Below are 25,295 nucleotides of genomic sequence, written 5' to 3'. Positions count from 1 at the left end.
GGCGCGGCGATTCAGTCGGCGTCGAGCTCGGGATAGTGGCGGAAGATGCCCTGGGTGTTGAAGGCGATGCGGCGCGGGCTCTCAAGATAGGCCTTGATCCCGGGCAGCGCCGCCACCCGGTCGCGGATCGCGACCAGCCTGGGATATTCGCCCTCGATCGCGGCCATCCGCCGGGGGAACATGTAGCGCAGCCCCTCGACCAGCTGGAAGATCGAGGTGTCGCCGTACGACCAGCGATTGCCCGCCAGCCACTCGCCCTCGACCGAGCGCTCGAACCAGCCGAGGAACTTGGGCATGCGCTCCTCGCGGAACTCCTCGGCGAAGCGCTTCGCCTCGGCCTTCTGGTCCTCGTAGTAGAGCGCGACGCCGACGGGGTGGTGGACCTGGTGCACCTCCGCCACGAAGTCGCTGACGGTGAGCTGGACTTCGTGGAGCCAGTAGCGCGTCGCAGCATCGTCGGGCGCCAGGCCGTGGCGGTCGCCGAGCCAGAGCAGGATGTTGGCGACCTGCGAGAGCACGCACTTGCCGGTGTCGAGATAGGGCGGGGCGAAGGGCGGGCGGTCTGCCCGCGCCTTCATGTCGGCGATCAGCGCCTTGCTGCCCTGCTCGCGGGCGATATCGACATAGGCGATGCCGGCAGCTTCCATCGGCAGCCGGACGAATTCGCCCCGGCCCTGGATTTCGGCCCAGTACCAGAGCTTGTACGGCATGCTACTCTCCCGGTGCCCGGGCCCGGATCGCCAGCGCGTGGATGCGCGAGACGAGCAGGTCGGCAAGTGCTGTGTTGATCATCCGCTGGCGTTGAACGCGCGACAGGCCCTGAAAGGCCCCGCTCTCGACCACGACGGTCCAGTGCGATTCGCCGGTGCCGTCGTCGCCGAGGTGCCCCGAATGGTGGTGGCTGTCGTTGATCACCTCGAGATGCGCCGGAGCGAGCGCGGCGGTGAGACGGGCGGCGATAATGTCGGCGAGTCCGCCGCTGGCAGTGTCGGTCATCGCGCCTATATAGCCCGTTTGCTCAAGGGAGGTCACGTGGCTGAGAGCCAGCCCAAGAAGGACAGGCCGAATGCGCGGTTCCACGGCCGGGTGGAGGCGCCGGGACGGCTGTGCGCGGAGCCGGGCTGCAACGAGCCGGGCGAGTTCCGCGCGCCGGCCGGGCACGCGCGCGCCGGCTATGACGGGCCGGGCGAATATCGCTGGCTGTGCCTCGATCACGTCCGCGCGTTCAATTCGGGGTACAACTTCTTCCAGGGAATGAGCCCGGACGAGATCCACGACGCCCAGCGGCCCTATGCCGGCTGGGAGCGCGAGACGCGCGCGTTCAACGCAACCGGCGGCGCCGACCGTCCGCCGCGCTGGGCCGATTTCGCCGACCCGCTCGATGCGATCAACGCGCGCTTCCGCGACCGGATGAAGGACCGCGCCGAGCGCAAGGACGGCAAGCCGCTGTCGGGGCAGGACCGCGAGGCGCTGAAGATACTCGACCTGGCGATCGACGCCGACCGGACGATGCTGCGCAAGCGCTATTCGGAGCTGGTGCGCAAATACCATCCCGACCGCAACGGCGGCGACCGCAGCCATGAAGGGCGGCTGCAGCGGGTGATCGAGGCGTATCAGCACCTCAAATCGTCACCCGCCTTCGCCTAGCACGGACCTAGCCCTCGCGCTGCATCCGCGCCTGCCGTGCCTTTTCGCGTTCGCTCGGCTCCTGGCTGCCGAAGCTGCCGGTGACGACCTCGCCGGCCGGCTCGTAGCTTGCGACCATCACGCCCTTCGAGCCGAGCTTGTGATCGGTCAGCGTGAGGGTGCGCGGCGGCGTGCCCGCACCGAACAGCCGCTTGCCCTGGCCGAGGATCACCGGGAAGGTCATCACGATCAGCCGGTCGATCAGCCCCGCGGCGAGCAGCTGGGGATAGAGCGTCGAGCTGCCCTGGATGACCAGGTCCGGCCCCGCGCTCGCCTTCACCTCGGCGACGCCCTCGATCGTCGCGACGCGGTGGCTGTGCTCCCAGTCGAGCGGCGCGTCGCTATGCGTGAGCACATGCTTGGTCGTCTGGTTGAACGCCTTGGTGATCGGGAAATCGGGATCGGCATAGGGCCAGTAGGCGGCGAAGATCTCGTAGGTCTTGCGTCCGAGCAGCAGGTCGAAGGGCTGGTCGAACAGCCCCCCGATCGCCTGGTCGACCGACTCGTCGCCGAGCGGGAACATCCAGCCGCCGAACGGGAAGCCCTGGGTCCAGTCCTCGCTCGGCCCGCCCGGGGCCTGCATCACGCCGTCGAGCGATACGAAGGCGGCGCCGGTAAGCTTGCGCATCGTGCCGCTCCTCAGTTCTTGCTCGGCGAGACGAGCCCGCAGATCACGCCCTCGGGATCGGTGATGTGGATCACCCATTCGCCGCCGGGCACCTGGTGCGGGCCCATCGTCACCTTGCCGCCGGCTGCCTGGACCTTCGCCTGCGCTTCGGTGATGTCGGGCACGCGGAAATAGAATCCCCAGCCGGCAGGCGCGCCCGGCGGCGCCTTCATCACCGCGCCGACCGCCTCGCCCTTGCTGTCGCCATTGGCGATGAAGGTATAGTCGCCCAGCTCGCCCATCGGCATCGATCCCGCCGCGGTGATGTTGAACAGCTTGCCGTAGAAATCGAGCGCCGCCGCATCGTCGGAGGTGCGCAGCTCGTTCCAGCTGACGTGGCCGAAGCCCATGCGCTGATAGGCGGTGCTGCTCGCCCCCCCGGTCGCGCCGCGCATCACGTAGAAGGGCACGCCCTGCGGATCGGCGACCATCGCGAGGCGGCCGACGCCCGGAATGTCGAAGGCGGGGAGGTGGACCTGCCCGCCGGCTTCTACCACCGCGGCGACCGAGACATCGACGTCGTCGACGCCGATATAGCCCAGCCACACCGGCCTGGCGCCGCCCGCGATCATGTCGGCATTGAGCTGCATCACGCCGCCCGCTGCCCCATCGGGCGCGTTGATCATGCGATAGTCCATGCCGCCCGGCGCGGGCTCGGCATCGATGTTCCAGCCGACCACCGAGTCGTAGAATGCCTTGGCCTTGCCGGCATCGGCAGTCAGCAGCTCGTACCAGATGAAGCTTCCATGCGCGTTGCTCACTTGCTCTCTCCCGTATCGACAATCGTCTCGAAGCCGCCCCAGAACATGCGCTTGCCGTCGAACGGCATCTCGCCGTCGGGCTTCATCCGCTCGTCGGCCATCACCTTTTGCCAGCCGGCATCGCGGGTCGCCTTGTCGGGCCAGATCACGAAGGAGAAGACGGGCGTCTCGCCCTCTTCCGCCTGGAGCGCCTTGTAGAAATCGGTGACCTTGCCATGCGGCACGTCATTGCCCCAGCCCTCGACCACGCGTAGCGCGCCATGCTCGAGGAAGATCGGCGCGGCCTTGGCGGCCATCTTGAGATAGGCATCCCGGTCGCGCGCCGGCGCGACGAACCCGTCCATATAGGTCATTGCACTCTCCCTCGGTTCAGGCCGCTGCTGGCTCCGGTTGAAAATCGGCGAGTTGCGCCGCCATCGCGCGCTCGAACGCCGGTCGCGCCATGCCGCGCTCGACATAGGCGGCCAGGGTGGGGCGGGCGCGGAGCAGCTCGCTCTTGTCGGCGTTGCGCAGCACCGTCACCATCGCGATGTCGGCGACGCTGAAGGCATCGCCCAGCCACGCGCGGTCGCCCAGCGCATCGACGAGGCGGTCGAGCTTCCTGCCGATATCCTCCATCAGGCTCGGCCGGCGCAGCTTCGCCCATTCGGCGTCCTTCGAGAAGAGCGTGACGTTTCCCAGCTCGAACAGCCCCGGCTCGACGCTGTTCAGCGCCGCGAACACCCAGGCGATGCTGGTCGCGCGCTGCTGCGGGTCGCGCGACAGCAGCCGGATGTCCTTCTCGGCGATATGGAGCAGGATCGCGCCGCTCTCGAACAGCTGGACGTCGCCGTCGTGCAGCACCGGCACCTGGCCCCAGGGCTGCTCGTCGAAATACCAGTCCGGCTTGGGCGGGACCGGGCTGATCAGCCGGGTGGTATAGGGCAGCCCGATCTCCTCGCAGGCCCAGCGCGGCCGCAAGTCGCGGACATAGCCGCGGGCGAAGTCGGGCACCCAGTTGAGCGCCGTGATCTCGACAGCCATCGTCCTTCTCCTCAGCCCTTCGCCGCGGCTTCGATCCTGGCGATGTCGATCTTCTTCATCGTCATCATCGCTTCGAAGCCGCGGCGTGCGGCATCGGGATCGTCGCCGAAGTTTATCTCGATCAGCCGGCGCGGGGTGATCTGCCAGTTGAAGCCCCATTTGTCCTTGCACCAGCCGCACATAGATTCCTGGCCGCCATTGCCGACGATCGCGTTCCACAGCCGGTCGGTCTCTTCCTGGTCCTCGGTCAGTATCTGGAAGGAGACGCTCTCGTTCGGCTTGAAATTGGGCCCGCCGTTGAGGCCGGCATAGCTCCTCCCGGCGAGCGTGAACTCAACGACCAGCGCCGCGCCTTCCTTGCTGCTGGGGTTGTCGCCCGGCGCGCGGAACACCTTGCCGACATGGCTGTCGGGCAGCAGCGAGACGTAGAAATTGGCGGCCTCCTCGGCCACATGGTCGAACCACAATACGGTGGTGATCTTGTCTGCCATCGGTCCTCTCCTTTGGACTCTTCGGGTCTCTTGACCCTTTCGGCTTTCAGCCGGCGATCGGGATCAGCACGCGGACGCGGGGATCGCGGAACCACAGCCCGCCCCAAGCGATCACGCCCAGATAAACGCCGAACAGCGTATGGCTGAACAACGGGTTGCCTACGCGAAAGTGCATTGCGATGGCGCCACCCAGATATCCGGTGAGCAGGATCGCGCCGAGTACCGCGGTGCGCGGATAGGCATAGAGCAGGCCGCACACCGCCAGGATCGCGCCCAGCTCGCGGTACACGCTCGCATCGGGCGCCAGGCCCAGCGGCGGGCTGTTGGCGATCATCATCGCCGGGGCGAACAGCTTGCCGCCCGCATCCATCGCCAGGAACAGCAGGACCAGCCCGCTCAGCACCCAGCCGATGATGCGGTCGCGCCGCACGGGCTCAGGCCGGCTCATGCGCCGGACCCTCGGGGAAGGAAGCCATCGCGGCGTCCAGGTCCATGAACATCGGCTCGAAGATATGGCCGTCCGGATCCTCGAAGCTGCGGCCGTACATGAAGCCCATGTCCTGCTTCTCGCGGATATCGGCCTTGCCGCCGGCCTTGCCCGCGGCCTCGACGATCGCATCCACCGCTTCGCGGCTGTCGCGCGAGATGCAGATCAGCGCCTCGGTGACGCTGTGCGCATCGGCGATGGGCTTGGGGGTGAAGGTCTGGAAGAAGTCCTTCGACAGCAGCATGAACACGATCGTGTCGCTGAGCTGCATCGACGATGCCTGCTCGTTGCTGAAGCGCAGGTCCTGGGTGCAGCCGATCGCTTCGTAGAAGGCGGTCGACTTGGCCACGTCGCTGACGGGCAGGTTGACGAAGATCATCTGGGGCATCGTTTCTCTCCTGGGGATCAATAGTTGAGCGACGGGTACCAGTTTGTACCACGGCCCTCCGGGGTTGAATCGAGGATGGTCCACAGCGGCATCAGGTCGGGCGCGCCGCGCGGGTCCTGGCCGGGATCGGCGCTGTCGGGGCCCATCTCGCCGGCCCAGAACAGGCGGATCGTCCCGTCCCGCCGCGTGAAGACCATGAACTGCGGGATGTCGCCGCCATCGGGCGCGATCGCGCCATAGTCGCGGCTGAAATCCTGGCTGGCGTCCGAATAGAGCGGCAGATGCTGCCAGCCGCGCTCGGCCTTGAAGGCAATCAGCTTGGCGATCGAGGAGCGCGCGATCACCGCCAGGGCGACGCGCTGCTGGATGTCGAGCGCCTCGCCGTCCCAGGCCGAGAGCAGTGCGGTGCACATCGGGCAGGGGCGCTCGCGCTGCGGGCCGAACATGTAGGTGTAGACCACCAGCGTATCATGCGCGCCGAACAAGTCGGCGAAATGAACCGCGCCGTTCTCGCCCTCGAAGCTATAGTCGCGCGTCACTTCGGGGCCGGGCGGCAGTGCGCGGCGCTGCTCGGCGACCGACTCGAGGTGGCGGCGCAGCGCGATCTCCTCGGCGAGCAGCGCGGTGCGCGCCGCGCGATATTCCTCGGACTCACCCGGCCAGCGCACCGTCTCGCGTGCGGCCAGTTCCTCTGCGGGAGCCAGTGCCATCGGTTAAACCTCCGGTTTGGTGCCTTCACGAATCGCTTTCTTGATCCTGATGCCTGACTGAGTTATTAAAAGCAACCATGGAGTCACAAAAAATAACTAACTCGGATTTCGTAAAGGCTCGCCGCTGGTATCAGGACGCCTGCGGCACCGCGCTGGCGATGGACCTGATCGGGGAGCGCTGGTCGCTGCTGATCGTGCGCGAGCTGCTGCTCGGCCCGCGCCGTTTTGGCGAAATCCGCGGCGCGCTCGAGGGGCTCAGCGCCAATATCCTCACCCAGCGGCTCGAGGGGCTGGAGAAGGGCGGCATCCTGCGCCGCCGCCAGCTGCCCTCGCCGGCCAATGCGCAGGTCTATGAACTCACCCGCTGGGGCGCCCAGCTCGAGGAGCCGATCTTCGCGCTCAGCCGCTGGGCGGCGGGCTCCCCCGCGCATGACGTCACGCTGCCGCTTAGCAACGGCGCCTTCATGCTCTCCTTGAAGACGATGATCGCGCGCGAGCCGGCGCGCGGCCTGTCGGTCGACCTGGGGTTCCGCGTCGGCGGCGAGCCGTTCCGCGCGGCGATCGTCGATGGCGGGCTGGTCATCGAGCGGCGCGACCCGGCGGGCGCGGACGTGATCTTCGAAGGCGTGCCGACGCTGCTCGCTGCGACCTTCTACGGCCCGCTGCCGCTCACCGAGTCGATCCGCGAGGGGCGCGTGGCGGTGACCGGCGACCTCGCCGCCGGCCAGCGCTTCGTCGACCTGTTCGGCCTGCCGCGGTTCGAGAATGACTGACATTCCCCTCCCTGCAAGGGAGGGGAGACGCATCTTGCAATGTAGGATTTCGCCTGCTTGGCTCACCCGCCGGGCCAGCAACCCGGCCGCTCTTTGACTCTGTAGGAAAGATAGGATCGCGACTGCGTAAGAATGTTGCGAGATGAACGCAATTTCCGGCAAAACAGGGAAAATAGGCGCGCCGAAAAATCGCCATTGGTGCGGCCTTTGTGACCTTTGATGATTCGCTTCCGTGCGCGCTGTTGGAGCGCCGCGGGGAGCGGGGAGCCGCCCCTAGGTCCGGCCGCAGAAGCCCGGCTTGCGATCGCCCATGTCCCAGCAGCCGTCGAGGATCATCGTCTTCAACGTCTCGCACTTGCGCTGCGGGCCGCACTGGCCGTCGGGATTGACCACCGAACATTGCCGCGCGAGCAGCGAGGCGCGCTGGAAGCCGATCTTCGAGGCGCAGCTCGGGCCGTCGTCGCGCCAGTTCCAGCGCTTCTCGCGCACCCGGTGATAGACCGGCCGCGGCCGCGGCGGGGCGGGGCGCCATTCGGGCTCGGGCGTCCAGCGCTGCGGCCCGCGCAGATAGCGGCGATAGGCAGTGGCGACGCATTCGGCGGTCTCGCAGGCGTCGCGCTCGCTGGCCAGCGCCTGGAGCTGCTGGCGCTGTATCCAGAGCTGCTGCCGGGTCGCGCCCTGGCGGTCCTCGGCCCATTGCGTGGCGAGCGTGCGATGCAGCCAGTTCAATCCCTTGTTGTCGCAGACCAGCCATTGGCCGCGGCGCAGGCTGCCCTGGCAATCGGGGACGGCGACGAGCCAGTCGGGCTCGCGATCGATCGGGCGCACCACCACGGGCGGGGGACGGCGCGGCGGCGGGGGAGGCTGCTGGCCCCAGTCGCATGCCGTGAGCGGCGCGAGCAGCGCCAGGAACAACAGCTTCCCGTTCATCGTCTTCCCCAGGAGAATCGGTGGTGTACGCGCGACCGTTGCTTTGACGTCATGATCCCATGAAAGCCGATTCGAGGGAAGAGCCTGCAACGGTTCGTCGCATCGGCAGTTTTGATGCGATCCCCGTTGCAGTGCGGCACGGGAGCTTCTAGTCGCTCTCGCGACGGAAGGATCCGAAGACGATGGCCGATATTCCCAACACCCAGCCCGACAGCCGGGAAACCACGATCCTCGAAGCGCCCGACAAGATGGTGAAGGTGCGCGACCTGTTCGGGATCGACAGCGACCTTGAAGTGCCGGCGTTCAGCGAGGCGGACGAGCGCGTGCCCGACCTGGATCCGGCATATGTCTTCGATGCCGATACCACGCTCGCGATCCTGGCGGGCTTTGCGTATAATCGCCGTGTGATGGTCCAGGGCTATCACGGCACCGGCAAGTCGACGCATATCGAGCAGGTCGCGGCGCGCCTCAACTGGCCGTGCATCCGCATCAATCTCGACGCGCATATCAGCCGCATCGACCTGATCGGCCGCGATGCGATCGTGCTCAAGGACGGCCAGCAGGTCACCGAGTTCCGCGAGGGCCTGCTGCCCTGGGCGCTGCAGACCCCGACCGCGCTCGTCTTCGACGAATATGATGCGGGCCGCCCGGACGTGATGTTCGTGATCCAGCGCGTGCTCGAGACCGAGGGCAAGCTGACCCTGCTCGACCAGAACCGCGTGATCCGCCCCAACCCCTATTTCCGCCTGTTCGCCACCGCGAACACCGTGGGCCTGGGCGACACCAGCGGGCTCTATCACGGCACCCAGCAGATCAACCAGGGCCAGATGGACCGCTGGAACATCGTGGTGACGCTCAACTATCTCCCCGCCGCGGTCGAGGCGCAGATCGTTCTCGCCAAGTCGGGCGATTTCGACAAGCCGGGCGGCAAGGAGCTGGTCGAGAACATGGTCCGCGTGGCGGATCTCACCCGCAAGGGCTTCGTCGCCGGCGACATTTCCACCGTGATGTCGCCCCGCACGGTGATCACCTGGGCGCAGAACACCGAGATCTTCAAGGATGTCGGCTTCGCGTTCCGGCTGAGCTTCCTCAACAAGTGCGACGAAGCGGAGCGCGCGCAGGTGGCCGAATATTATCAGCGCGTGTTCGGCAAGGACCTGCCCGAAAGCGTGGTCGCCAAGGCTTGAGCGACCCCGCCGATGATGATCCGCTCGAACCCCGCCGCTGGACGGCGCGCGGGGGCGAGGGCGGGCCGATCACCGGCGATGAATATGCCTATCTGAAGGACCTGGTGCATGCGCGGATGGGCGTCGGAAAGACCGAGCCCGAGCCAGCGCATCCGCGTGGCTGGCGCGCGCTGCTCCGGCGATTGCGCAAAACCTAGGGCAGGGGCCGGGTCTGTTGCATAAATTGCAACTGGACTCGCTGCGATTGCAGAACGAGCCCGCTTGCGAGCCGCAATGGGAAGCGTAGATTCGCTGGCGTTCGGATGATTTGAAGGAGCAGGGTTAGCGACGTTGGCATGAGCTTTCGGATTGTGTCGGTCCATTTTCGAGGACCGCACGCGATTTGGCTGCCGCTGTGTCGCCCCGCCTGCGCCCTTCCCTCGGGAAGCCCGCATCCGCCCGACCCACCCATCCCGATCGAATTCCCGCGTCGAGCGAGCTCGGCCGCGTTCGGCCCTGCGCGGGGCGGCATCTGGCCGTCCGCGCCGAACGACCGAGGGGGCGGACTTCCCCCGAAGGGAGATGAACAGGTGGCATATGAAACGGAAAATCCCGCCGAGGCGATCGGACGCACCATGGGCCGCGTGGTGCGTGGCGGCCATATCGGCCGTCGCATTGGCCTGGGGGTGGTGGCGGTTGTTCTGGCCTGGACGGCGATGAGCAGCTTCGCCCGCGTCCAGCCCGGCCAGGTCGGCATCCGCGTCAACAACATCGCCGGCGGCGTCTCGCCCAACTCGCTGCCGGTCGGCTGGTATTTCGCCCCGCCGGGGACGCACATCTACGAATATCCGGTGTTCACCCGCACCTATACCTGGACGGGCTCGACCACCGAGCAGAACACGACCGACGAGAGCTTCAACTTCCAGGACAAGAACGGCCTTTCCCTCAAGGCAGACGTCGCGGTCTCCTACCATGTCGATCCGGCGCGCGCCTCGATCCTGTTCCAGCGCTACCGCACCGACATGGACGCGATCATCGCCGGGCCGCTGCGCAATGCGATCCGCAACGCGATCGTCGAGCGGGCGGCGCAGCTGGGCGTCGAGGAGATCTATGGCAGCCACAAGGCCGAACTGATCGCGACGGCGCAGGCGCGGGTGGAGAAGTTCTTCGAGCCGGTGGGGCTGCAGGTCGAGCAGATCTACTGGGCGGGCAACATCGTCGTGCCGCCGGCGGTGCTGTCGCAGATCAACGCCAAGATCGCCAACGAGCAGGCGGCGCTGGCGGCCCAGGCGAATGTCGCCACCGCCACGGCCGATGCCGAGGCACGCGTCGCCAAGGCGCAGGGCGACGCCAAGGCGATCCAGGTCGAGGCGGAAGCGATCCGCACCAACCCGGAGATCGTCAAGCTGCGCGCGGTGGAGAAGTGGAACGGGGTGCTGCCGACCTATACCGGCGGCGCCGCACCGATGCCGTTCCTCGACGTGAAGTGAGGCAAATCCGCCCCGGACGGTGGTTCGGGGCGGCTTTCCTTGTGCGGGCGAGCGTTCTATCGAGCCCGCATGGCCGCCGACTCTCCGCTCGACAGGTTTCGCAACGTCCTTGGCGGCGCCGCGCGCGCGCTATCGGGCGAGCGCGAGGCCGAGCTGAGCTTTACCGGCGAGGTGCCGCGCCAGGACGGCCGCGCGATCAAGGTGCCGACGCCGTCGCGCACGCTGCCTGCCGAGGAAGTCGCCGAGGCGCGCGGCTTTGCCGACAGCTTCGCGCTGCGCATGCGCCACCACGACAATGGCTTCCACCTGCGGAACGCCCCCAAGGAGCCGGTCGCCCGCGCGGTGTTCGACGCCGTGGAGACCGCCCGGGTCGAGGCGCTGGGCTCGCGCGGCTATGCCGGCATCGCGGCGAACCTCGATCATGCGCTCGAAGTGAAGCTGCGCGCCGATCCGATCACGCGGGCGCGCAACCGCGAGGAAGTGCCGCTCTCCACAGCGCTGGGGCTGATGGTCCGCGAGCGGCTGACCGGGCGCGAATCGCCTGCCCCCGCGGCGCTGGGCATGGCGTTGATCCGCGACTGGATCGAGGAACGCGCCGCTTCCGATCTCGATGCACTGGCGCTGGCGATCGACGATCAGCGCGCCTTCGCCTCGCTCACCGCCAAGCTGCTCCAGGACCTCGAGCTCACCGAAGGCGAGCTGATACCCGACGAAGCCGATGAAGGCGGCGGCGAGGACGAGGGCACCGACGAGCAGGATCAGGACGGCGACCAGGAAGGCGAGAACGAATCGAGCCAGAGCGAAGGCCAGGCCGAGGCGCGCGGCGAGCAGCGCGACTCGGACCAGGGCGAGGAGGGCGAGCAGCAGCAGTCCGACGCGATGGAGGACGGCGACGGAGAGCCGGGCGACGACGGCGAGGAGGGCATGATGCCCGTTCGCCCCAATCGCCCGTGGAGCGACCTGCCGCCGCAGTTCGAGTATCGCCCCTACACCACCCAGTTCGACGAAGTGATCGCCGCCACCGAGCTGTGCGACACCGAGGAGCTCGATCGGCTGCGCGCCTATCTCGACCAGCAGCTGCTCCATCTGCAGGGTGCGGTGACCAAGCTCGCCAACCGGCTCCAGCGCCGGCTGATGGCGCAGCAGAACCGCAGCTGGGACTTCGACCAGGAGGAAGGCATCCTCGATGCGGCGCGGCTGGCCCGCATCGTCGTCAACCCGATGCTGTCGCTCTCCTACAAGGCGGAGAAGGACACCGAGTTCAAGGACACGGTGGTGACGCTGCTGATCGACAATTCGGGCTCGATGCGCGGGCGGCCGATCTCGATCGCGGCGATCAGCGCCGACATCATGGCGCGCACGCTGGAGCGGGTAGGGGTTAAGACCGAGATCCTCGGCTTCACCACGCGCGCCTGGAAGGGCGGGCAGTCCAGAGAGAAGTGGCTGGCCGATGGCCGCCCCGCCCAGCCGGGTCGCCTCAACGACGTGCGCCACATCATCTACAAGCAGGCCGACGAGCCGTGGCGCCGCGCCAAGAAGTCGCTCGGACTGATGATGCGCGAGGGGCTGCTCAAGGAGAATATCGACGGCGAGGCGCTGCTCTGGGCGCACCAGCGGCTGATCGGGCGCAGCGAGGACCGCAAGATCCTGATGGTGATCTCGGACGGCGCGCCGGTCGATGATTCCACCCTGTCGGTGAATTCGGGCTCGTACCTGGAGCGGCACCTGCGCCAGGTGATCGGCTGGATCGAGGCGCGCTCGCCGGTCGAGCTGGTCGCGATCGGCATCGGGCATGACGTGACGCGCTATTACAGCCGCGCAGTGACGATCATGGATGCCGAGCAGCTCGCCGGCACGATGGTCGAGCAGCTGGCGGCCTTGTTCGACAGCGAGTGAAGGTCGAGCCGCCGCCCGGTGGCTTTCAGGGGCCGATCAAGCGCTCGGTGACGATCGCCGGGCACCAGACCTCGATTAGTCTCGAGCCCCTGTTCTGGGAGGCGCTGGAAGCGGCCGCGGCAGAACGCGCGCTGCCGCTCAACGCGCTGGTCGCGGCGATCGATCATGCCCGGATCTCGGACGAGGACCCGCCCAATCTCGCCAGTGCGATCCGCAGCTGGCTGCTCGCCGAGCGCGCGCCGCCGCGGTCTCCGGAGAACATGATCCAGACATAAAGATGCGAACCGCTCGCATTAGCATTGACTCTGAGAACGCCTCGCAATAGCTGAGCCCGAAATAATCAAATCAGGGGGTTCATCCGTGAGTCGTTCTTCCACCGCGCGTTCGGGCGCTTCCTATCTCGCGCTCGCCTGCGTCGGCTTCATCGCCACCGCGCCCGCCCACGCTGCCGACAACAACAATCCGACGCCTGCCGATGCGGACAAGGAAGCCCAGGACCGCAGCGCGCAGGATCGCGACCAGATCGTCGTCAACGGCGCGCGCTCGGGCGAGCTGCAGGGCCCCAAGGCGGTCGCCACGGTGGAGAACACCCCGCGCTCGGTGATCGTGCTGCCCAAGGACGTGATCGAGCAGACCGGATCGACCACGCTGGCCGACGCGCTGCGCACGGTTCCGGGCATCACCTTCGGCGCCGCGGAAGGCGGCAACCCGATCGGCGACCGCCCCTTCATCCGCGGCTTCGACAGCCAGGGCTCGACCTTCGTCGACGGCGTGCGCGACACGGCGGCGCAGACCCGCGACACGTTCGCGATCGAGCAGGTCCAGGTCGTCCGCGGCTCGGATTCGACGCTGGGCGGCCGCGGCAGCGCCGGCGGCTCGATCAACATCATCACCAAGACGCCGCAGGCGACCGACTTCGTCCGCGCGACCGCCAGCTACGGCACCGACGACTACAAGCATGCGTCGCTCGACGTGAACCAGTATCTGGGCGGCAATGTCGGCGTGCGCATCGCGGCGATGTGGCACGACCAGGGCGTCGCCGGCCGCGACGCGATCTGGCAGCGCCGCTGGGGCGTCGCGCCGTCGGTCACGATCGGTCTCGGCACCGATACGCGGCTGACCGCCAGCTACTATTATCTCGAGAGCCATGAGCTGCCGGACAGCGGCATCCCCTATCTCTACACGATCGGCAACGCGCCGGGCGCGGGCGAGATCTATTCGGAGCCGGCGATCGGCAAGGTGACGACGATCGGCGGGGTGACCGGCAATGTCAGCCGCGACACCTTCTACGGCCTCAAGGACCGCGACTTCCGCGACGCCTATACCCACCAGGCGGCGCTGCGCTTCGAGCACGACTTCGGCACGCTGACGCTGCGCAACTCGTCGCACTACGGCTATAACGAGCAGAACTATATCTACACCCAGCCCGACGACCAGCAGGGCAACGTCTTCGGCACGACCGCGGTGGTGCCGACCGGCGCGGCGGCGACGCGCGGCGACCGGGTCAATGGCGGCTATCTGTGGCGGCGCGCCAACACCCGCTACGGCTATACCGAGACGCTGGGCAACCAGACCGACCTGTTCGGCACCTTCGACACCGGCTCGGTGAAGCACAGCATCGCGCTCGGCACCGAAGTCAGCTGGGAGAAGGCCCGCCGCGGCGCCTATGTGCTGGCGACCGGCTCGACCGTGAGCCCGCGCTGCAACAACGACACGTTGGCGCGCTTCTATTGCACCAGCCTGTTCAACGCGAACCCGAACGACGCCTGGGTCAACTATACCGGCGACACCACCACCGTGCAGACGCCGATCGTCGAGGGCGCGCACAGCGCGGAGACGCAGAACGAGGCGAACAGCGTCTCGGCCTATGCCTTCGATTCGATCACGCTGGTGCCGTCGCTGCTGCTCAACCTGGGCGTGCGCTACGACCACTTCACGTCGAAGCTGACCCCGGCGCTCGCCGCCGGCACGACGCAGACCGTGACGCTCGAGCGCACCGACGACCTGTTCAACTGGCAGGCCGGCCTGGTGTTCAAGCCGACCAAGAACACCAGCCTCTATGCGAGCTATGCCACCGCGGCGACGCCGCCGAACAGCCTGCTCGGCGAAGGCTCGGAGCCGAACGCGCTGCCGACCACCAATACCGCTGCGAACCTGACGCTGCTCGACAGCCTCAAGGTCGAGAAGACCAAGAGCTATGAAGTCGGCGCCAAGGCCGGGCTGTTCAACGAGCAGCTCTCGCTGACGCTTGCCGCCTTCCAGACCGATACCGACAATGCCCGCGCCACCGGCGAGGATGGCACCGTGCAGTTCGTCGGCAAGCGCCGCATCCGCGGCATCGAGTTCAGCTTCAACGGCAACGTCACCAAGTGGCTGAACGTGTTCGGCGGCTACACCCATATGGACCCGAAGATCGTCGACGGCGGCTATACCGCGCTCACCGCGGCGGCTGTCGTGGTCGGCAACGTGACGGTGCAGCCGGCCAAGTCGGTGCTCGTTCCCTCGGTCAACACCGGCCGCCAGGCGACGCAGACCGCGGCGGACAGCTTCACGTTGTGGGCGAACCTGACGCCGGTGAAGGGGCTGAGCTTCGGCGGCGGCGCCTTCTACACCAGCCGCGTGTTCGGCGGGTACAGCGACAACCGCACGGCGACGCAGAATGCGGCCGGCGTGGTGACGGTGAACCCCGCCACCAAGGTACTGCTGCGCAGCGTGCCCGAATATTGGCGCTTCGATGCCCGGCTCGGCTACAAGATCAACGAGCATTTCGATGTGAGCGTCAACGTGCAGAACCTGACCGACAAGGTCTATTTCCCGCAGGCCTATTCGGCGCATTATGCGTCGATCGCGCCGGGCCGTTCGGCGTTCGCCACGCTGGGGGTCAAGTTCTGAACCAAGCGCTGAATTCCCTCTCTGCGGCGGAAATCGCCGCCCGCCTCTCCGGTTCGCCGGAGGAGCGGGCGGCGCTCGTTCGTGCGGGCGCGGAGCAGGGCGTGGCCGAGGCGCAGGCGGTGCTCGGGCAGATGCTGCTCGATGCGGGCGATGCGCGGCAGGGCTTCGCCTGGTTCAACAAGGCCGCGGCGCAGGGCCATCTGATGGCGCTCAACATGGTCGGGCGCTGCTACGACCTGGGCTGGGGCACCAGGATCGACAAGGCGCGTGCCGCCGAATGCTTCCGCATCGCCGCCGAGCGCGGGCTCGACTGGGGCATGTACAATTACGCGACGGCGCTGGCGCTCGGCGCGGGATTGACCGAGGACAAGGCCGCCGCGCTCGCCTGGTTCCAGAAAGCCGCGGCGATGGGCAATGCCAAGGCGATCAACTATGTCGGCAGCTTCCATGAGGACGGCTGGGTAGTGGAGCGCGATCTGGCAAGGGCGGCGGAATGCTATGCCCGGGCGGCGGAAGGCGGCGATTTCCGGGGGGCGTTCAACCATGCCCGGATGCTGCTGGATGCCGGGCAACTGGATGCGGCGCGCGGCTGGCTCGCCAAGTGCCGCGAGACCGCGACCCCGGCCTTTGCCGAAAAGGCGCGCGGCTGGCTCAAGGGCTCGACCTGGCCCGAACTGGAGGAATTGTTTTGCTGATCGCCATTCCCGAGCTGCTCTCGCCGGAGGAAGTGGCGGCGCTGCGCGGCATCGTCGACGCGGGTGAATGGATCGACGGCAACGCCACTTCGGGCGCGCAATCGGCGCTCGCCAAGGATAACGAGCAGCTGCCCGAAGGCAGCGAGGCGCACCGCCAGGCGGGGGCGATGATCCTCGATGCGCTGGGCCGATCGGGGCTGTTCTTCGCCGCCGCGCTGCCGCTCAAGGTCTTTCCGCCGCTGTTCAACCGCTATGGCGGCGGGCAGCGCTTCGACACGCATGTCGACAATGCGGTGCGCATCCAGCGCGGCACCGAGTTCCGCATCCGCTCGGACCTGTCGATGACCGTCTTCCTCGAGGATCCGGCGGCATATGACGGCGGCGAATTGCTGATCGAGGGACAGTTCGGCACGCAGTCGGTCAAGCTGCCGGCCGGGCACGCGATCCTCTACCCCTCGTCGAGCCTGCACCGCGTCGAGCCGGTGACGCGCGGGCGGCGCGTGGCGAGCTTCTTCTGGATCCAGTCGATGGTTCGCGACGACGGCGCGCGGCGCATCCTGTTCGAGATGGACCAGGCCGTGCAGCGGCTGGTGCAGGCGCTCGGCAATGACGATCGCTCGGTGATCGAGCTGACCGGCGTGTACCATAATCTCCTACGCCGCTGGGCCGACGCCTGAGCCGGAAGGTCACGAAGGTCGTGACACGGGAGAGAATTCCGCGGGACGCCTTGATGCTTTGTTACGCGGATCAGGGGAATTTCGCAGCTTTGTTGTGATGAATTTCCTACAGGCTGACGGTTTCAAATAGCGGTCGGATGCGAGTCCGGCTGGGCCAGCCAAACACAGGAAATCCAACATTGCAACGCCGCCTTCCCGGCGAACCGGAATTTCGTTCGGCCCCTTCCGCGCATTGGCTGAGATCCCAGCTTTCGCCGGGATGACGGTATTGGGGAGTTAGCCCAGCATCGTGCGCAGCGCCGGAGACAGATGCTCGGCGAATCCGCTGCCCGCGCGCACGACCATATGCGCCGCCAGCCCTTCGCGTTCGGCCAGCGCCATGGCTTCCGGCCCCAGCACGCTCAGTGCAGTCGCCCAGGCATCCGCCAGCATGCAGCATGGGTGCAGCACGCTGACCGAGGCGACCTGGTTCTCCAGCGGCCGGCCGGTCCGCGGATCGAGCGTGTGGGCATAGCCGCGGCCGGCATGCGCGAAGCTGCGGCGATAGTCGCCCGAGGTCGCGACCGACAGGCCATGCAGCGCCGCGCGGATCGGCGCGAGGCGGCTGCCGGGTACGGGCTCGAGATCGACCCACCAGGGCTGGCCGTCGGGCTTGATACCCTCGCCGCGCAGCTCGCCGCCGACTTCGACGAGGAAATCGGGCAGTTCCATGCTGCGCAGCATTTCGGCGACGCGATCGACGCCGTGGCCCTTGGCGATGCCGGAGAAATCGAGCGTAGCGGGCGCGGTGCGGCGGGCGCGGCGGCCGTCCTGCTCGATATGGGCGCGGCCCGACACGGCGCGTGCGGCGGCGATCTCGGCGGCGTCGGGGATGCCGGCGCGCGGCCCCGGCGGCCCGAAGCCCCAGAGATCGACGAGCGCGCCCATCGCCGGATCGAAGGCGCCGGCGCTCTTCTCGGCCACCTCGAGCGCGGCGGCGAGTACGTTGGCGAAGCCGACCGGCAGCGGCTGCCAGCGGCCAGGCTCGCTGCGGTTGAAGCGGGACAGGTCCGATTTCGGCGCCCAGTGGCTCATCTCGCCGACGACGCGGTCGAGCTCGGCCTGGATGCGCGCGGCGATACCGTCGGGCGCGGCGACGATGCGTGCGGACCAGCTGGTGCCCATCGTCTCGCCGGCGCAGGAAAGGACAGGGGCCCCCGCCTGGCGGCGATGGAACGCGGCCGGCGAGAGCCCCGATGGGATGGCTATTCTGGGATCGACCGTCATTTCCCTAATCCGTCATCCCCGCGAAGGCGGGGATCCAGAGTAACAGAGCGCTGTCCTGCTTGGCTCCGGGTCCCCGCCTTCGCGGGGATGACTAAGAAAGGGAAGGCGGAAGATCAGCCCAGCACCTCGACGGTCATCGCATAGCTGGCGCGACGCTGGGGCGGGGTCATCGGGCCGCGAAATCCGCCTTCGCCGCCGGCGCCGGGACCGCCCGGACCGCCAGCGCCAGGAGCGCCGGCAGGGCGGCCTTCACCGCCCGGGCCACCGGGCCCGCCAGGGCCGCCGGGACCACCGGGGCCACCTTCGCCGCGCGGGGCGCCGATGCTGGCGCTGACCCACCACATGCCCGCGGACGGCCATTTGATCGTGACCTTGCCCTGGGCATCGGCCTTGAGTTCGAGCTGCTGCAGGCTCGATGCGTAGCGCACGCCGCCGTTGATCGCGCTGACCGCGATGCCCGCCGCGGGCTTGCCGTCGAGCAGGAACTGGAAGGTGGCGCTATCCTGCACCGAAAGATCGGTCGGGTGCGAGACGGGGACCATCTCGATGCCCTTGCCGGTCGGTTTGAACACCGTGTCGCTGGGCACGCCCGAGGTGACGAAAGTCTCGATGCGGCTGTTGTTCTCGGCGGTCCACACCTCGGTGGCGCCGGCGGGGATAGCCTGGGCCAGCGTATCGGTGGTGGTGCCGCGCGGCAGCATCTTGCGCTCGCCGTCCAGCAGGTAGCTGCCCATCACGCCGTTCGAGACGATGGCGAGCTTGTAGGTGCCTTGCTGGGTGAGGTGCAGATCGAAGGTGAGGCGCAGCTTGCCCTTGTTGAGGTTCTCGACCTCGACGGTGGTGCCGTCCGGCGCGGTGGCGACCGGCGCCCAGGGCTGGCCGGGATGATCGGGATAGAAGAGATCGGTGGACAGCGCCGCATCGACGGTGACCCAGGCCTCGCCACCGAAATTGGTGCCCGAGGGCAGCATCCAGCTGCGCGGCGCGGCCATGGCGACCTGCGGCACGGTGATCGCGGCGATCGCGGCGATCGCCGCGACGGGGTGGCGGAAGAAGTGCATCTGCGTCCTCCCTCAGCGGTGCGCGGCGACGGCGACCGCGCCGAGCTCGCCGGTGCCGGCAGCCTTGCCCGCGCCAGCGCCGTTCGCACCGAGCGTGAAGGGCACGCGGACGACTTCACGGCCGCCGCCTTCGCGCGCGGCCTCGACCACCAGCGTATAGGCGCCTGCTGCAAGGGCGGGCACCTTGCCGCGGCCACCGACGAAGCTGAGCTTGTGCGTGCCCGGCGCGCGAGTGGCGCCCGAGACGCCGTCGGCCGGCAGCGCCAGCGTGCGGCCCGAGGCGCGCCACCACATGCGCACGTCCGACAGCCACTTCCTGCCGCCGTCGTTGCGCTTGCCCACATCGTACCACACGGTCAGCGTGGTCGCGGGCGATCCGGCCTTTTCGAGCCACACCGCGACATAGGGCTTGTGATATTCGGCCACCGTAATGCGCGGCAGGGTGAGCGTGACGTCGAGCGTCTGCGCGCCGGCCGCCACCGGGAAGGCGCCGGCCCCGCCGATCGCCGCCACGGTCATTCCAACGATACGATAGTGCATGGGATATCCCCTTAGTGGATCAGGAACAGCGCGATCAGCGCCGGGATGACGAGGCCGGCGATCACGATCGGCCAAGTGCTCTTGCGATGCTTGGAATGCATCCAGAGCAGCACCAGGCCGGTGAGCGTGAAGACCAGGCAGGCAAAGGCGAAGATGTCGATGAACAGCTTCCACCAGCCGCCCGAGTTGCGGCCCTTGTGGAGGTCGTTGAGATAGGCGATCCAGCCGCGATTGGTGGTCTCGCTGGTGACGGCTCCGGTGGCGCGGTCGATCGCGATCCAGGCGTCGCCGCCCGGGCGCGGCTTGGCGAGGTAGATTTCCTCGGCGGACCATTCGGCGGTGCCGCTCGCATCGATCCTGACCTGGCCCTCGATCCATTTGGCGACATCGGCCGGGATCGGCTTCTTGCTGTCGGGCGCATCGTCGCTCTTCACCTTGGCGAAGAGCGGTGCGGGCAGCTGCGCGGCGCGGTCGACCGACTTGGGGGCGCCCTCGATGTCGCTGGCATGGTTGAGCGTGAAGCCGGTGACCGCGAAGATCAGGATCCCGACCAGGCTGATCGCCGAGCTCATCCAGTGCCAGGTGTGGAGCTGCTTCAGCCAGAAGCTCTTGCGGGCGCGCTTGGTCTTTGCCTTGGCGGCTTCTGCCTTGGCCAGCTCTGCCTGGGCGGTGGGGGCGTGCATTTTGGGTGAGCGATTCCGTGATTCGTTACGGCGCGGATAACGCGAACGATTCGCAATTGCAAACCTCTTGGGATGCGCCGGGCGATTGATTTTGCGTGGGGTTTTGCTCTGCAAATACTGCCCCGAAGCGGCACGCTTCCTCGCAAGTGCAGCAAAGTTGCATTGCAATGCAGCGACGAATGTTTCTTGCCGAGCTTCAAGAAATTACGCAGCTTCCTTCCCATAAGAAGCTTGGGGAGGATTTGGATGTCGGGACTTTATATCGATCTGGCGGTGGTGTGTGGACTGGGCGTGATCGCCTGCCTGGGCGGCATGTATCTGATTCTGCGTGCCCAGCCGGTGCGCCGTCCCGATCCGGAAGCCTGAACCATTGACCTCCGGCCGGTCCGCAGACCGGCCGGAATGATCCTCTAGCGGCCGAGCAGTACGCGCGCCTGGCCGGCAATCTGCGCCAGCATCGCGGCATTGGGCACCGCCGACTGGCGGGCGCGACGCACCAGCCCGGCAAACTGGTCGACCCGGCCGGCATTGGCCTTGAGCCAGGCATCAACCGCGGCCTGCGGCTCTTCCTTCTGCCCACGGCTGAGGAACTCGAGGCGGATCTGCTGGAAGTCGCGGGCGAGCCCGGCGATCAGCAGGCGTTCCCACACATCGCCGGTAGTGATGCGCGCGGCGGTCGACTGTGCCCAGTCGAGCCCGAGCGCCTGGCCGAGCGAGGTGAAGGCGCGGGTGAGCGGCGTCACTTCCAGGCCCATGCGGACGCTGAGGTCGGCGAGGCCGACCGCGCCGTCGAGCTCGAACAGCTTGACCACCTTGGCGACCAGCTCGCCCGGCGCGCCGGCCGCTTCGAGCTGCGCGGTGATGCGGTTCGACTGGGCCTTGACCTCGTCGAGCAGCAAGCCCTTGGCGGCCTTGTCGAGCGCGTCGATGCCGGGCTTGAGCCGGGCGATGACTTCGGCCGGGCTGGCGCCGGGGGCGCAGACACGCAGCAGATCGGCGACCTGGCCGCGCACCGCGACCGCCATCTCATCCAGCAGCGCGATGCGCGCGCCCTCGGAGATCTCGGCGGTCTCGACCGCTTCCCACAGCGCCGGCAGGCAGAACAGGCGCTCGGCGACGACGAACATCGCCGCGATGTCGGCCATCGCCGCGCCTTCCTCCTCGGCCAGCTCGAAGGGGTGGAGCACGCCCAGCCGGTTGATCACGCGGTTGGCGAGCTTGGTCGCGACGATCTCGCCGCGCAGGCGATGCTCCTCGATCGCCTTGGCGAACTTCTTCTGCATCGCCGGCGGGAAGGCCTGCTTGAGATCGGCCTCCAGCGCCGGATCATGGCCCAGGCTGGCATGCTCGATCGCATCCTGCAGCGCGAGCTTGGTCGAGGCGAGCAGCACGGCGAGCTCCGGGCGGGTGAGCCCGTCCTTGTCCTGCGCACGGCGGAGCAGGTCCTCGTTCGAGCCGAGGCCCTCCACGGCGCGGTCCAGGCGGCCCGAGCCTTCGAGGATCTCGATCACGCGGACATAGCTGGGCAGCGCGACATAGCCGTCATTCTCCATGAAGGAGAGCGCAAGCGTCTGCAGGCGGTTGTCCTCGAGCACCAGGTGCGCGACGTCGTCGGTCATCGAGACGAGCAGCTCGTTGCGGTCCTCGAACGCCAGCCGGCCCTCGATCATCTCGCGGTTGAGCGCGATCTTGATGTTGACCTCATTGTCCGAGCAATCGACGCCGGCCGAATTGTCGATGAAGTCGGTGTTGATCCGGCCGCCCTGCGCCGCGAAGGCGATGCGCGCGGCTTGCGTCACGCCCAGGTTCGCGCCTTCGCCGACGGCCTTGCAGCGCAGCTGCTCGGCGTTGACGCGCAGCCGGTCGTTGGCGGGATCGCCGACATCGCCGTGGCTCTCGCTCGCGGCCTTGATATAGGTGCCGATGCCGCCGAACCAGAGCAGCCCGACCTGCGCCTTGAGGATCGCCGAGATCAGCGAGACCGGGTCGATCTCCTTCGCATCGAGGCCGAGCAGCTTCTGCACTTCGGGCGAAAGCGGGATCGATTTCTCGGTGCGCGGGAAGACGCCGCCGCCCTTCGAGATCAGCGCGGGATCATAGTCCGCCCAGCTCGAGCGCGGCAGCGCGAACATGCGGTCGCGCTCCTTCCAGCTCGCCGCGGGATCGGGATCGGGATCGAGGAAGATGTGGCGGTGGTCGAACGCGGCGACCAGCTTGATCGACTTCGACAGCAGCATGCCGTTGCCGAACACGTCGCCCGACATGTCGCCGCAGCCCGCCACGGTGACGGGCTCGGACTGGATGTCCGTGCCCATCTCGAGGAAGTGGCGGCGGACCGAGACCCAGGCGCCCTTGGCGGTGATGCCCATCGCCTTGTGGTCGTAGCCGTGGCTGCCACCGGAAGCGAAGGCGTCGCCCAGCCAGAAGTTGCGCTCGATCGCGATCGCATTGGCGACGTCGGAGAAGGTCGCGGTGCCCTTGTCGGCGGCGACGACGAAATAGGGGTCCTCGCCGTCGAGGATGCGCACGCCGTCGGGATGCACCACCTCGCCGGCGACGATGTTGTCGGTGATCGACAGCAAGGTGCGGATGAAGATCCGGTAGCTCTCGGTGCCCTCGGCGAACCAGGCGTCGCGGTCCGTGGCGGGCGAGGGGAGCTGCTTGGGATAGAAGCCGCCCTTGGCGCCGGTCGGCACGATCACCGCGTTCTTGACGCGCTGCGCCTTCATCAGGCCGAGGATCTCGGTGCGGAAGTCGTCGCGGCGGTCGGACCAGCGCAGGCCGCCGCGGGCGACCGGGCCGGCGCGCAGGTGGATGCCCTCGACGCGCGGGCTGTAGACCCAGATCTCGCGCCAGGGGAGCGGGGCGGGGAGGCCCGGCACCTTGGCCGAATCCATCTTGAACGCCAGCGCTTCCCGGGCGGCGGGGGCATAGGCATTCGTGCGCAGCGTCGCGAGGACGACGCCGCGGATCGTGCGCAGGATGCGGTCGTCGTCGATCGCCTGGACCTGGGCGAGACCGGTCTCGATCGCGGCGGCGGCCGCCTCGATCGCCTTGTCGTCGCCGGCGCGCTCCGGATTGTGCGCGGCGTCGAAGCGCTCGATCAGCGCATTGGCGACGCCGGGCGCGCGGCGCAGCGCGTCGACCACCGTCGCCATGCCGAAGTTCATGCCGGTCTGGCGCAGGTAGCGGAACCAGGCGCGGAACAGGACGACGGAGGCGGGCTTCATGCCGCTCTCGACGATCAGCCGGTTGAAGCTGTCATTCTCGGCATTGCCCTCGAGGACGGCGGCGAGCGCTTCCTCGATCACCACGGCATCGCCCTTCAGCCCCGCGGCCGAGACGGCGAAATCGTGGACGAAGGCGCCGCCGGTCAGCTCGGTCGGCACTTCCTCGATCACGCGGAAGCCGAAATTCTCGAATGCCGGCACCGCGTCCGACAGCGCCAGCGCGGCGCCCTGGGCGTAGAGCTTCACCCGATATTCGCCGGCCTTGCCCTCCACCGGCGTGATCCGCACCGAGCGATCGCCGGGGCCCTCGAGCCGGGCGAGGTGCAGGATGTCGCGCGCCGCCTCTTCGGGGGTGAAGGTGGTGCGATAGGCGGGCGGAAAGGCCTGGGCATAGCGCAGCGCCAGGCGCGTGGCGCCGGTGGGGCCGGCATCCTCGAGCAGCGCGGCTTCGACCGCGGGCACCCAGCCGCGCATCATCCGCTCGAGCTGGTGATCGAGCGCATCGGCATCGGGCATCGTCCCGCCGGCACGCAGGTCGAGCGTGTAGCGCAGCATCGCGACTTCGCCGTCCTCGAGCGCGATCGTCCAGTTGATGATCTTGGCGTTGGCGGCATCGGCGAGCATCTGGCCGATCGCCTCGCGCCGGGTGGTGGCGACTTCGTCGCGCGGCAGCCAGACGAACGCGAACAAGTGCCGGCCGAGCAGGCTCTTGACCAGCACGAGCTTCGAGCGCGGCCGATCGGCGACCGACATCGAGGTGAGCACGAGATGCTCGAGCGAATCGGCATCGAAGGCGGTGGTCAGGTCGTGCGGCAGCGCGGTCAGTGCATGCGCCATCGCCTTGCCGGTATGCCCCTTGGGATCGAAGCCGAACTTGCGCTCGAGCCCTTCCAGCCGCGCGCGCAGCACGGGCACGTCCTCCGGATTGGCGAACAGCGAGGCGCTGGTCCACAGGCCCGCATGGATCGACAGGCCGGTGACTTCGCTGCCGGTGAGGATCGGCACCACGACGATGTCGAGCGGCACGCGGCGGTGCACCGGCGAGATCGAGTTGGACTTGAGCAGCAGCGGCGCCTCGCCACCCTGCTTGAAATAGGCGACCGCGGCCTTGCGCGACGCCTCGGCGAGGATCGGCGTGTCGAGCTCGTGCTTGGCGAGGCCGAGCTGGTCGGACACGCTGCCGTCGGTGCGCCAGGTCTCGTGGCCGAGCAGCGTCATCGCGCCTTCCTGGAACCAGCGCAGCAGCTTGGCGCCTTCGCGCGCGCCGATCGTGGCGGCATCCGATCCCATCGCGCTCTGCAGCGCGCGCCAGTCGTGCACGCCGTCACGCACCTGGGCGAGCGTGCGCTCCAGCTCGATGCACAGGCTGCGGCGCGTGCGCGCGTCGGCGCGCTCCATCTCGATATAGATCATCGATTCGCGCTTGCCGGCGCCGATCGATTCGAGCTTGCCCGCCTTGTCGCGCTCGACGGCGATCACGGGGTGGATGATGCGGTGGACGGCGATGTCATAGGCAGCGATCGCGCCCGAGATCGAATCGACGAGGAAGGGCATGTCGTCGTTGACGACCGCGAGCCGCATCCGGCGGCTCTCCTCGCCCTGGAAGGTCTCCAGCGCGACCTTCGCCGTGTCCGGCGGACGGACTGCGGCGGCCTCGGCGACGAAATTCGCCGCCTCGGCCCGCTCGGCCTCCCCGAAGTCCTGCAACTCTCCTGGCAGCGCTCCTTCGAGCAACCGCGCCTCGAACGCCTGCGTCAGCGACGTCATCATGTTTTTCATGGCA

The 25,295-nt window shown here is 67.9% G+C and carries 26 protein-coding genes; 10 read left to right on the top strand and 16 right to left on the bottom strand.

Annotation, left to right across the window (positions count from 1 at the left end; translation table 11 throughout):
- Window positions 1–11 precede the first annotated feature (11 nt).
- A complete protein-coding gene (locus ABLE38_RS05070) occupies window positions 12–710 on the bottom strand; it encodes a glutathione S-transferase (RefSeq protein WP_348973068.1) in 699 nt (232 codons plus the stop codon).
- A 1-nt stretch (window position 711) separates the two neighbouring features.
- Entirely contained in the window at window positions 712–996 is a 285-nt protein-coding gene (locus tag ABLE38_RS05065) for a BolA family protein (protein WP_348973067.1), read from the bottom strand.
- A 36-nt stretch (window positions 997–1,032) separates the two neighbouring features.
- Here ABLE38_RS05065 and ABLE38_RS05060 point away from each other — a divergent pair, with 36 nt between their 5' ends.
- On the top strand, window positions 1,033–1,647 hold the full coding sequence (locus ABLE38_RS05060) for a J domain-containing protein (protein ID WP_348973066.1): 615 nt from the start codon (window positions 1,033–1,035) through the stop codon (window positions 1,645–1,647).
- 7 nt (window positions 1,648–1,654) lie between these two features.
- On the opposite strand, the gene ABLE38_RS05055 is transcribed toward ABLE38_RS05060, so the two are convergent.
- From ABLE38_RS05055 to ABLE38_RS05020, 8 genes are read right to left on the bottom strand one after another with little or no spacing between them, the layout of a single operon-like run.
- A complete protein-coding gene (locus ABLE38_RS05055) occupies window positions 1,655–2,314 on the bottom strand; it encodes a dihydrofolate reductase family protein (RefSeq protein ID WP_348973065.1) in 660 nt (219 codons plus the stop codon).
- An 11-nt stretch (window positions 2,315–2,325) separates the two neighbouring features.
- Window positions 2,326–3,114: a VOC family protein gene (locus ABLE38_RS05050; protein WP_348973064.1), complete on the bottom strand. Its 789-nt coding sequence runs from the start codon at window positions 3,112–3,114 to the stop codon at window positions 2,326–2,328.
- Window positions 3,111–3,467 carry a DUF1428 domain-containing protein gene (locus ABLE38_RS05045; protein ID WP_348973063.1) on the bottom strand — a complete coding sequence of 119 codons (357 nt, stop codon included), beginning with the start codon at window positions 3,465–3,467 and terminating at the stop codon, window positions 3,111–3,113. The genes ABLE38_RS05050 and ABLE38_RS05045 overlap by 4 nt, the downstream gene beginning before the upstream one ends.
- A gap of 16 nt (window positions 3,468–3,483) precedes the next feature.
- Window positions 3,484–4,137: a glutathione S-transferase family protein gene (locus ABLE38_RS05040; protein WP_348973062.1), complete on the bottom strand. Its 654-nt coding sequence runs from the start codon at window positions 4,135–4,137 to the stop codon at window positions 3,484–3,486.
- 11 nt (window positions 4,138–4,148) lie between these two features.
- Entirely contained in the window at window positions 4,149–4,628 is a 480-nt protein-coding gene (locus ABLE38_RS05035; RefSeq protein ID WP_348973061.1) for a VOC family protein, read from the bottom strand.
- A 46-nt stretch (window positions 4,629–4,674) separates the two neighbouring features.
- Window positions 4,675–5,076, bottom strand: coding sequence for a DoxX family protein (locus ABLE38_RS05030; RefSeq protein WP_348973060.1), 402 nt, complete (start codon window positions 5,074–5,076; stop codon window positions 4,675–4,677).
- Window positions 5,063–5,503 (bottom strand): VOC family protein, encoded by a 441-nt coding sequence (locus ABLE38_RS05025; protein WP_348973059.1) that lies wholly within the window; start codon window positions 5,501–5,503, stop codon window positions 5,063–5,065. Before ABLE38_RS05025 ends, ABLE38_RS05030 begins: the two co-directional genes overlap by 14 nt.
- Window positions 5,504–5,520: 17 nt before the next feature.
- A complete protein-coding gene (locus ABLE38_RS05020) occupies window positions 5,521–6,213 on the bottom strand; it encodes a DUF899 family protein (RefSeq protein WP_348973058.1) in 693 nt (230 codons plus the stop codon).
- A gap of 158 nt (window positions 6,214–6,371) precedes the next feature.
- Here ABLE38_RS05020 and ABLE38_RS05015 point away from each other — a divergent pair, with 158 nt between their 5' ends.
- Window positions 6,372–6,986, top strand: coding sequence for a helix-turn-helix domain-containing protein (locus tag ABLE38_RS05015; protein ID WP_348973057.1), 615 nt, complete (start codon window positions 6,372–6,374; stop codon window positions 6,984–6,986).
- A 273-nt stretch (window positions 6,987–7,259) separates the two neighbouring features.
- Here the strand turns inward: ABLE38_RS05015 and ABLE38_RS05010 are convergent, their stop codons facing one another.
- Window positions 7,260–7,916, bottom strand: a complete 657-nt coding sequence (locus tag ABLE38_RS05010) for a hypothetical protein (protein WP_348973056.1) — start codon at window positions 7,914–7,916, stop codon at window positions 7,260–7,262.
- A gap of 182 nt (window positions 7,917–8,098) precedes the next feature.
- Between ABLE38_RS05010 and cobS the strand changes: the two genes are divergently transcribed.
- The 8 genes from cobS (at window position 8,099) to ABLE38_RS04970 (ending at window position 16,732) form a co-directional block, all read left to right on the top strand.
- Window positions 8,099–9,103 carry a cobaltochelatase subunit CobS gene (gene cobS / locus ABLE38_RS05005; RefSeq protein ID WP_348973055.1) on the top strand — a complete coding sequence of 335 codons (1,005 nt, stop codon included), beginning with the start codon at window positions 8,099–8,101 and terminating at the stop codon, window positions 9,101–9,103.
- Entirely contained in the window at window positions 9,100–9,300 is a 201-nt protein-coding gene (locus ABLE38_RS05000; RefSeq protein WP_348973054.1) for a hypothetical protein, read from the top strand. The genes cobS and ABLE38_RS05000 overlap by 4 nt, the downstream gene beginning before the upstream one ends.
- A 372-nt stretch (window positions 9,301–9,672) precedes the next feature.
- Window positions 9,673–10,572 carry an SPFH domain-containing protein gene (locus ABLE38_RS04995; RefSeq protein ID WP_348973053.1) on the top strand — a complete coding sequence of 300 codons (900 nt, stop codon included), beginning with the start codon at window positions 9,673–9,675 and terminating at the stop codon, window positions 10,570–10,572.
- Window positions 10,573–10,641: 69 nt separating this feature from the next.
- On the top strand, window positions 10,642–12,468 hold the full coding sequence (gene cobT / locus ABLE38_RS04990; RefSeq protein ID WP_348973052.1) for a cobaltochelatase subunit CobT: 1,827 nt from the start codon (window positions 10,642–10,644) through the stop codon (window positions 12,466–12,468).
- Window positions 12,465–12,743 carry a ribbon-helix-helix domain-containing protein gene (locus ABLE38_RS04985; protein WP_348973051.1) on the top strand — a complete coding sequence of 93 codons (279 nt, stop codon included), beginning with the start codon at window positions 12,465–12,467 and terminating at the stop codon, window positions 12,741–12,743. Before cobT ends, ABLE38_RS04985 begins: the two co-directional genes overlap by 4 nt.
- A gap of 85 nt (window positions 12,744–12,828) precedes the next feature.
- Window positions 12,829–15,360, top strand: a complete 2,532-nt coding sequence (locus ABLE38_RS04980) for a TonB-dependent receptor (protein WP_348973050.1) — start codon at window positions 12,829–12,831, stop codon at window positions 15,358–15,360.
- Between the two features lie 101 nt (window positions 15,361–15,461).
- The gene (locus ABLE38_RS04975; RefSeq protein ID WP_348973049.1) at window positions 15,462–16,055 is read left to right on the top strand and encodes a tetratricopeptide repeat protein; all 594 of its coding nucleotides are present in this window, start codon (window positions 15,462–15,464) and stop codon (window positions 16,053–16,055) included.
- Window positions 16,049–16,732, top strand: coding sequence for a Fe2+-dependent dioxygenase (locus ABLE38_RS04970; protein ID WP_348973048.1), 684 nt, complete (start codon window positions 16,049–16,051; stop codon window positions 16,730–16,732). The genes ABLE38_RS04975 and ABLE38_RS04970 overlap by 7 nt, the downstream gene beginning before the upstream one ends.
- A gap of 276 nt (window positions 16,733–17,008) precedes the next feature.
- Here the strand turns inward: ABLE38_RS04970 and ABLE38_RS04965 are convergent, their stop codons facing one another.
- From ABLE38_RS04965 to ABLE38_RS04945, 5 genes are all read right to left on the bottom strand, one after another.
- Window positions 17,009–17,998: an FAD:protein FMN transferase gene (locus tag ABLE38_RS04965; RefSeq protein ID WP_348973047.1), complete on the bottom strand. Its 990-nt coding sequence runs from the start codon at window positions 17,996–17,998 to the stop codon at window positions 17,009–17,011.
- Window positions 17,999–18,111: 113 nt separating this feature from the next.
- A complete protein-coding gene (locus ABLE38_RS04960) occupies window positions 18,112–19,059 on the bottom strand; it encodes a DUF4198 domain-containing protein (RefSeq protein ID WP_348973046.1) in 948 nt (315 codons plus the stop codon).
- 12 nt (window positions 19,060–19,071) lie between these two features.
- Window positions 19,072–19,599 (bottom strand): DUF2271 domain-containing protein, encoded by a 528-nt coding sequence (locus ABLE38_RS04955; protein ID WP_348973045.1) that lies wholly within the window; start codon window positions 19,597–19,599, stop codon window positions 19,072–19,074.
- Between the two features lie 11 nt (window positions 19,600–19,610).
- Complete coding sequence (locus ABLE38_RS04950; protein WP_348973044.1) at window positions 19,611–20,282, bottom strand: PepSY-associated TM helix domain-containing protein; 672 nt, start codon at window positions 20,280–20,282, stop codon at window positions 19,611–19,613.
- Window positions 20,283–20,692: 410 nt separating this feature from the next.
- A complete protein-coding gene (locus ABLE38_RS04945) occupies window positions 20,693–25,291 on the bottom strand; it encodes an NAD-glutamate dehydrogenase domain-containing protein (RefSeq protein WP_348973043.1) in 4,599 nt (1,532 codons plus the stop codon).
- Window positions 25,292–25,295 lie beyond the last annotated feature (4 nt).

The sequence above is a fragment of the Sphingomonas sp. KR3-1 genome (assembly GCF_040049295.1).
Classification (GTDB): domain Bacteria; phylum Pseudomonadota; class Alphaproteobacteria; order Sphingomonadales; family Sphingomonadaceae; genus Sphingomonas.
The sequence above is the reverse complement of the archived record's forward strand: the minus strand, read 5'-3'. Positions and strand labels throughout refer to the sequence as shown.

Bases quoted from the DNA above. Each gene is read 5' to 3' on its own strand.
- ABLE38_RS04965 (WP_348973047.1), bottom strand. From the start codon at position 17,998: ATGACGGTCGATCCCAGAATAGCCATCCCATCGGGGCTCTCGCCGGCC.
- ABLE38_RS04950 (WP_348973044.1), bottom strand. From the start codon at position 20,282: ATGCACGCCCCCACCGCCCAGGCAGAGCTGGCCAAGGCAGAAGCCGCC.
- ABLE38_RS04955 (WP_348973045.1), bottom strand. From the start codon at position 19,599: ATGCACTATCGTATCGTTGGAATGACCGTGGCGGCGATCGGCGGGGCC.
- ABLE38_RS05025 (WP_348973059.1), bottom strand. From the start codon at position 5,503: ATGCCCCAGATGATCTTCGTCAACCTGCCCGTCAGCGACGTGGCCAAG.
- ABLE38_RS05045 (WP_348973063.1), bottom strand. From the start codon at position 3,467: ATGACCTATATGGACGGGTTCGTCGCGCCGGCGCGCGACCGGGATGCC.
- ABLE38_RS04945 (WP_348973043.1), bottom strand. From the start codon at position 25,291: ATGAAAAACATGATGACGTCGCTGACGCAGGCGTTCGAGGCGCGGTTG.
- ABLE38_RS05040 (WP_348973062.1), bottom strand. From the start codon at position 4,137: ATGGCTGTCGAGATCACGGCGCTCAACTGGGTGCCCGACTTCGCCCGC.
- ABLE38_RS05020 (WP_348973058.1), bottom strand. From the start codon at position 6,213: ATGGCACTGGCTCCCGCAGAGGAACTGGCCGCACGCGAGACGGTGCGC.
- ABLE38_RS05010 (WP_348973056.1), bottom strand. From the start codon at position 7,916: ATGAACGGGAAGCTGTTGTTCCTGGCGCTGCTCGCGCCGCTCACGGCA.
- ABLE38_RS05055 (WP_348973065.1), bottom strand. From the start codon at position 2,314: ATGCGCAAGCTTACCGGCGCCGCCTTCGTATCGCTCGACGGCGTGATG.
- cobT (WP_348973052.1), top strand. From the start codon at position 10,642: ATGGCCGCCGACTCTCCGCTCGACAGGTTTCGCAACGTCCTTGGCGGC.
- cobS (WP_348973055.1), top strand. From the start codon at position 8,099: ATGGCCGATATTCCCAACACCCAGCCCGACAGCCGGGAAACCACGATC.
- ABLE38_RS05035 (WP_348973061.1), bottom strand. From the start codon at position 4,628: ATGGCAGACAAGATCACCACCGTATTGTGGTTCGACCATGTGGCCGAG.
- ABLE38_RS04960 (WP_348973046.1), bottom strand. From the start codon at position 19,059: ATGCACTTCTTCCGCCACCCCGTCGCGGCGATCGCCGCGATCGCCGCG.
- ABLE38_RS05015 (WP_348973057.1), top strand. From the start codon at position 6,372: ATGGACCTGATCGGGGAGCGCTGGTCGCTGCTGATCGTGCGCGAGCTG.
- ABLE38_RS05030 (WP_348973060.1), bottom strand. From the start codon at position 5,076: ATGAGCCGGCCTGAGCCCGTGCGGCGCGACCGCATCATCGGCTGGGTG.
- ABLE38_RS05065 (WP_348973067.1), bottom strand. From the start codon at position 996: ATGACCGACACTGCCAGCGGCGGACTCGCCGACATTATCGCCGCCCGT.
- ABLE38_RS05070 (WP_348973068.1), bottom strand. From the start codon at position 710: ATGCCGTACAAGCTCTGGTACTGGGCCGAAATCCAGGGCCGGGGCGAA.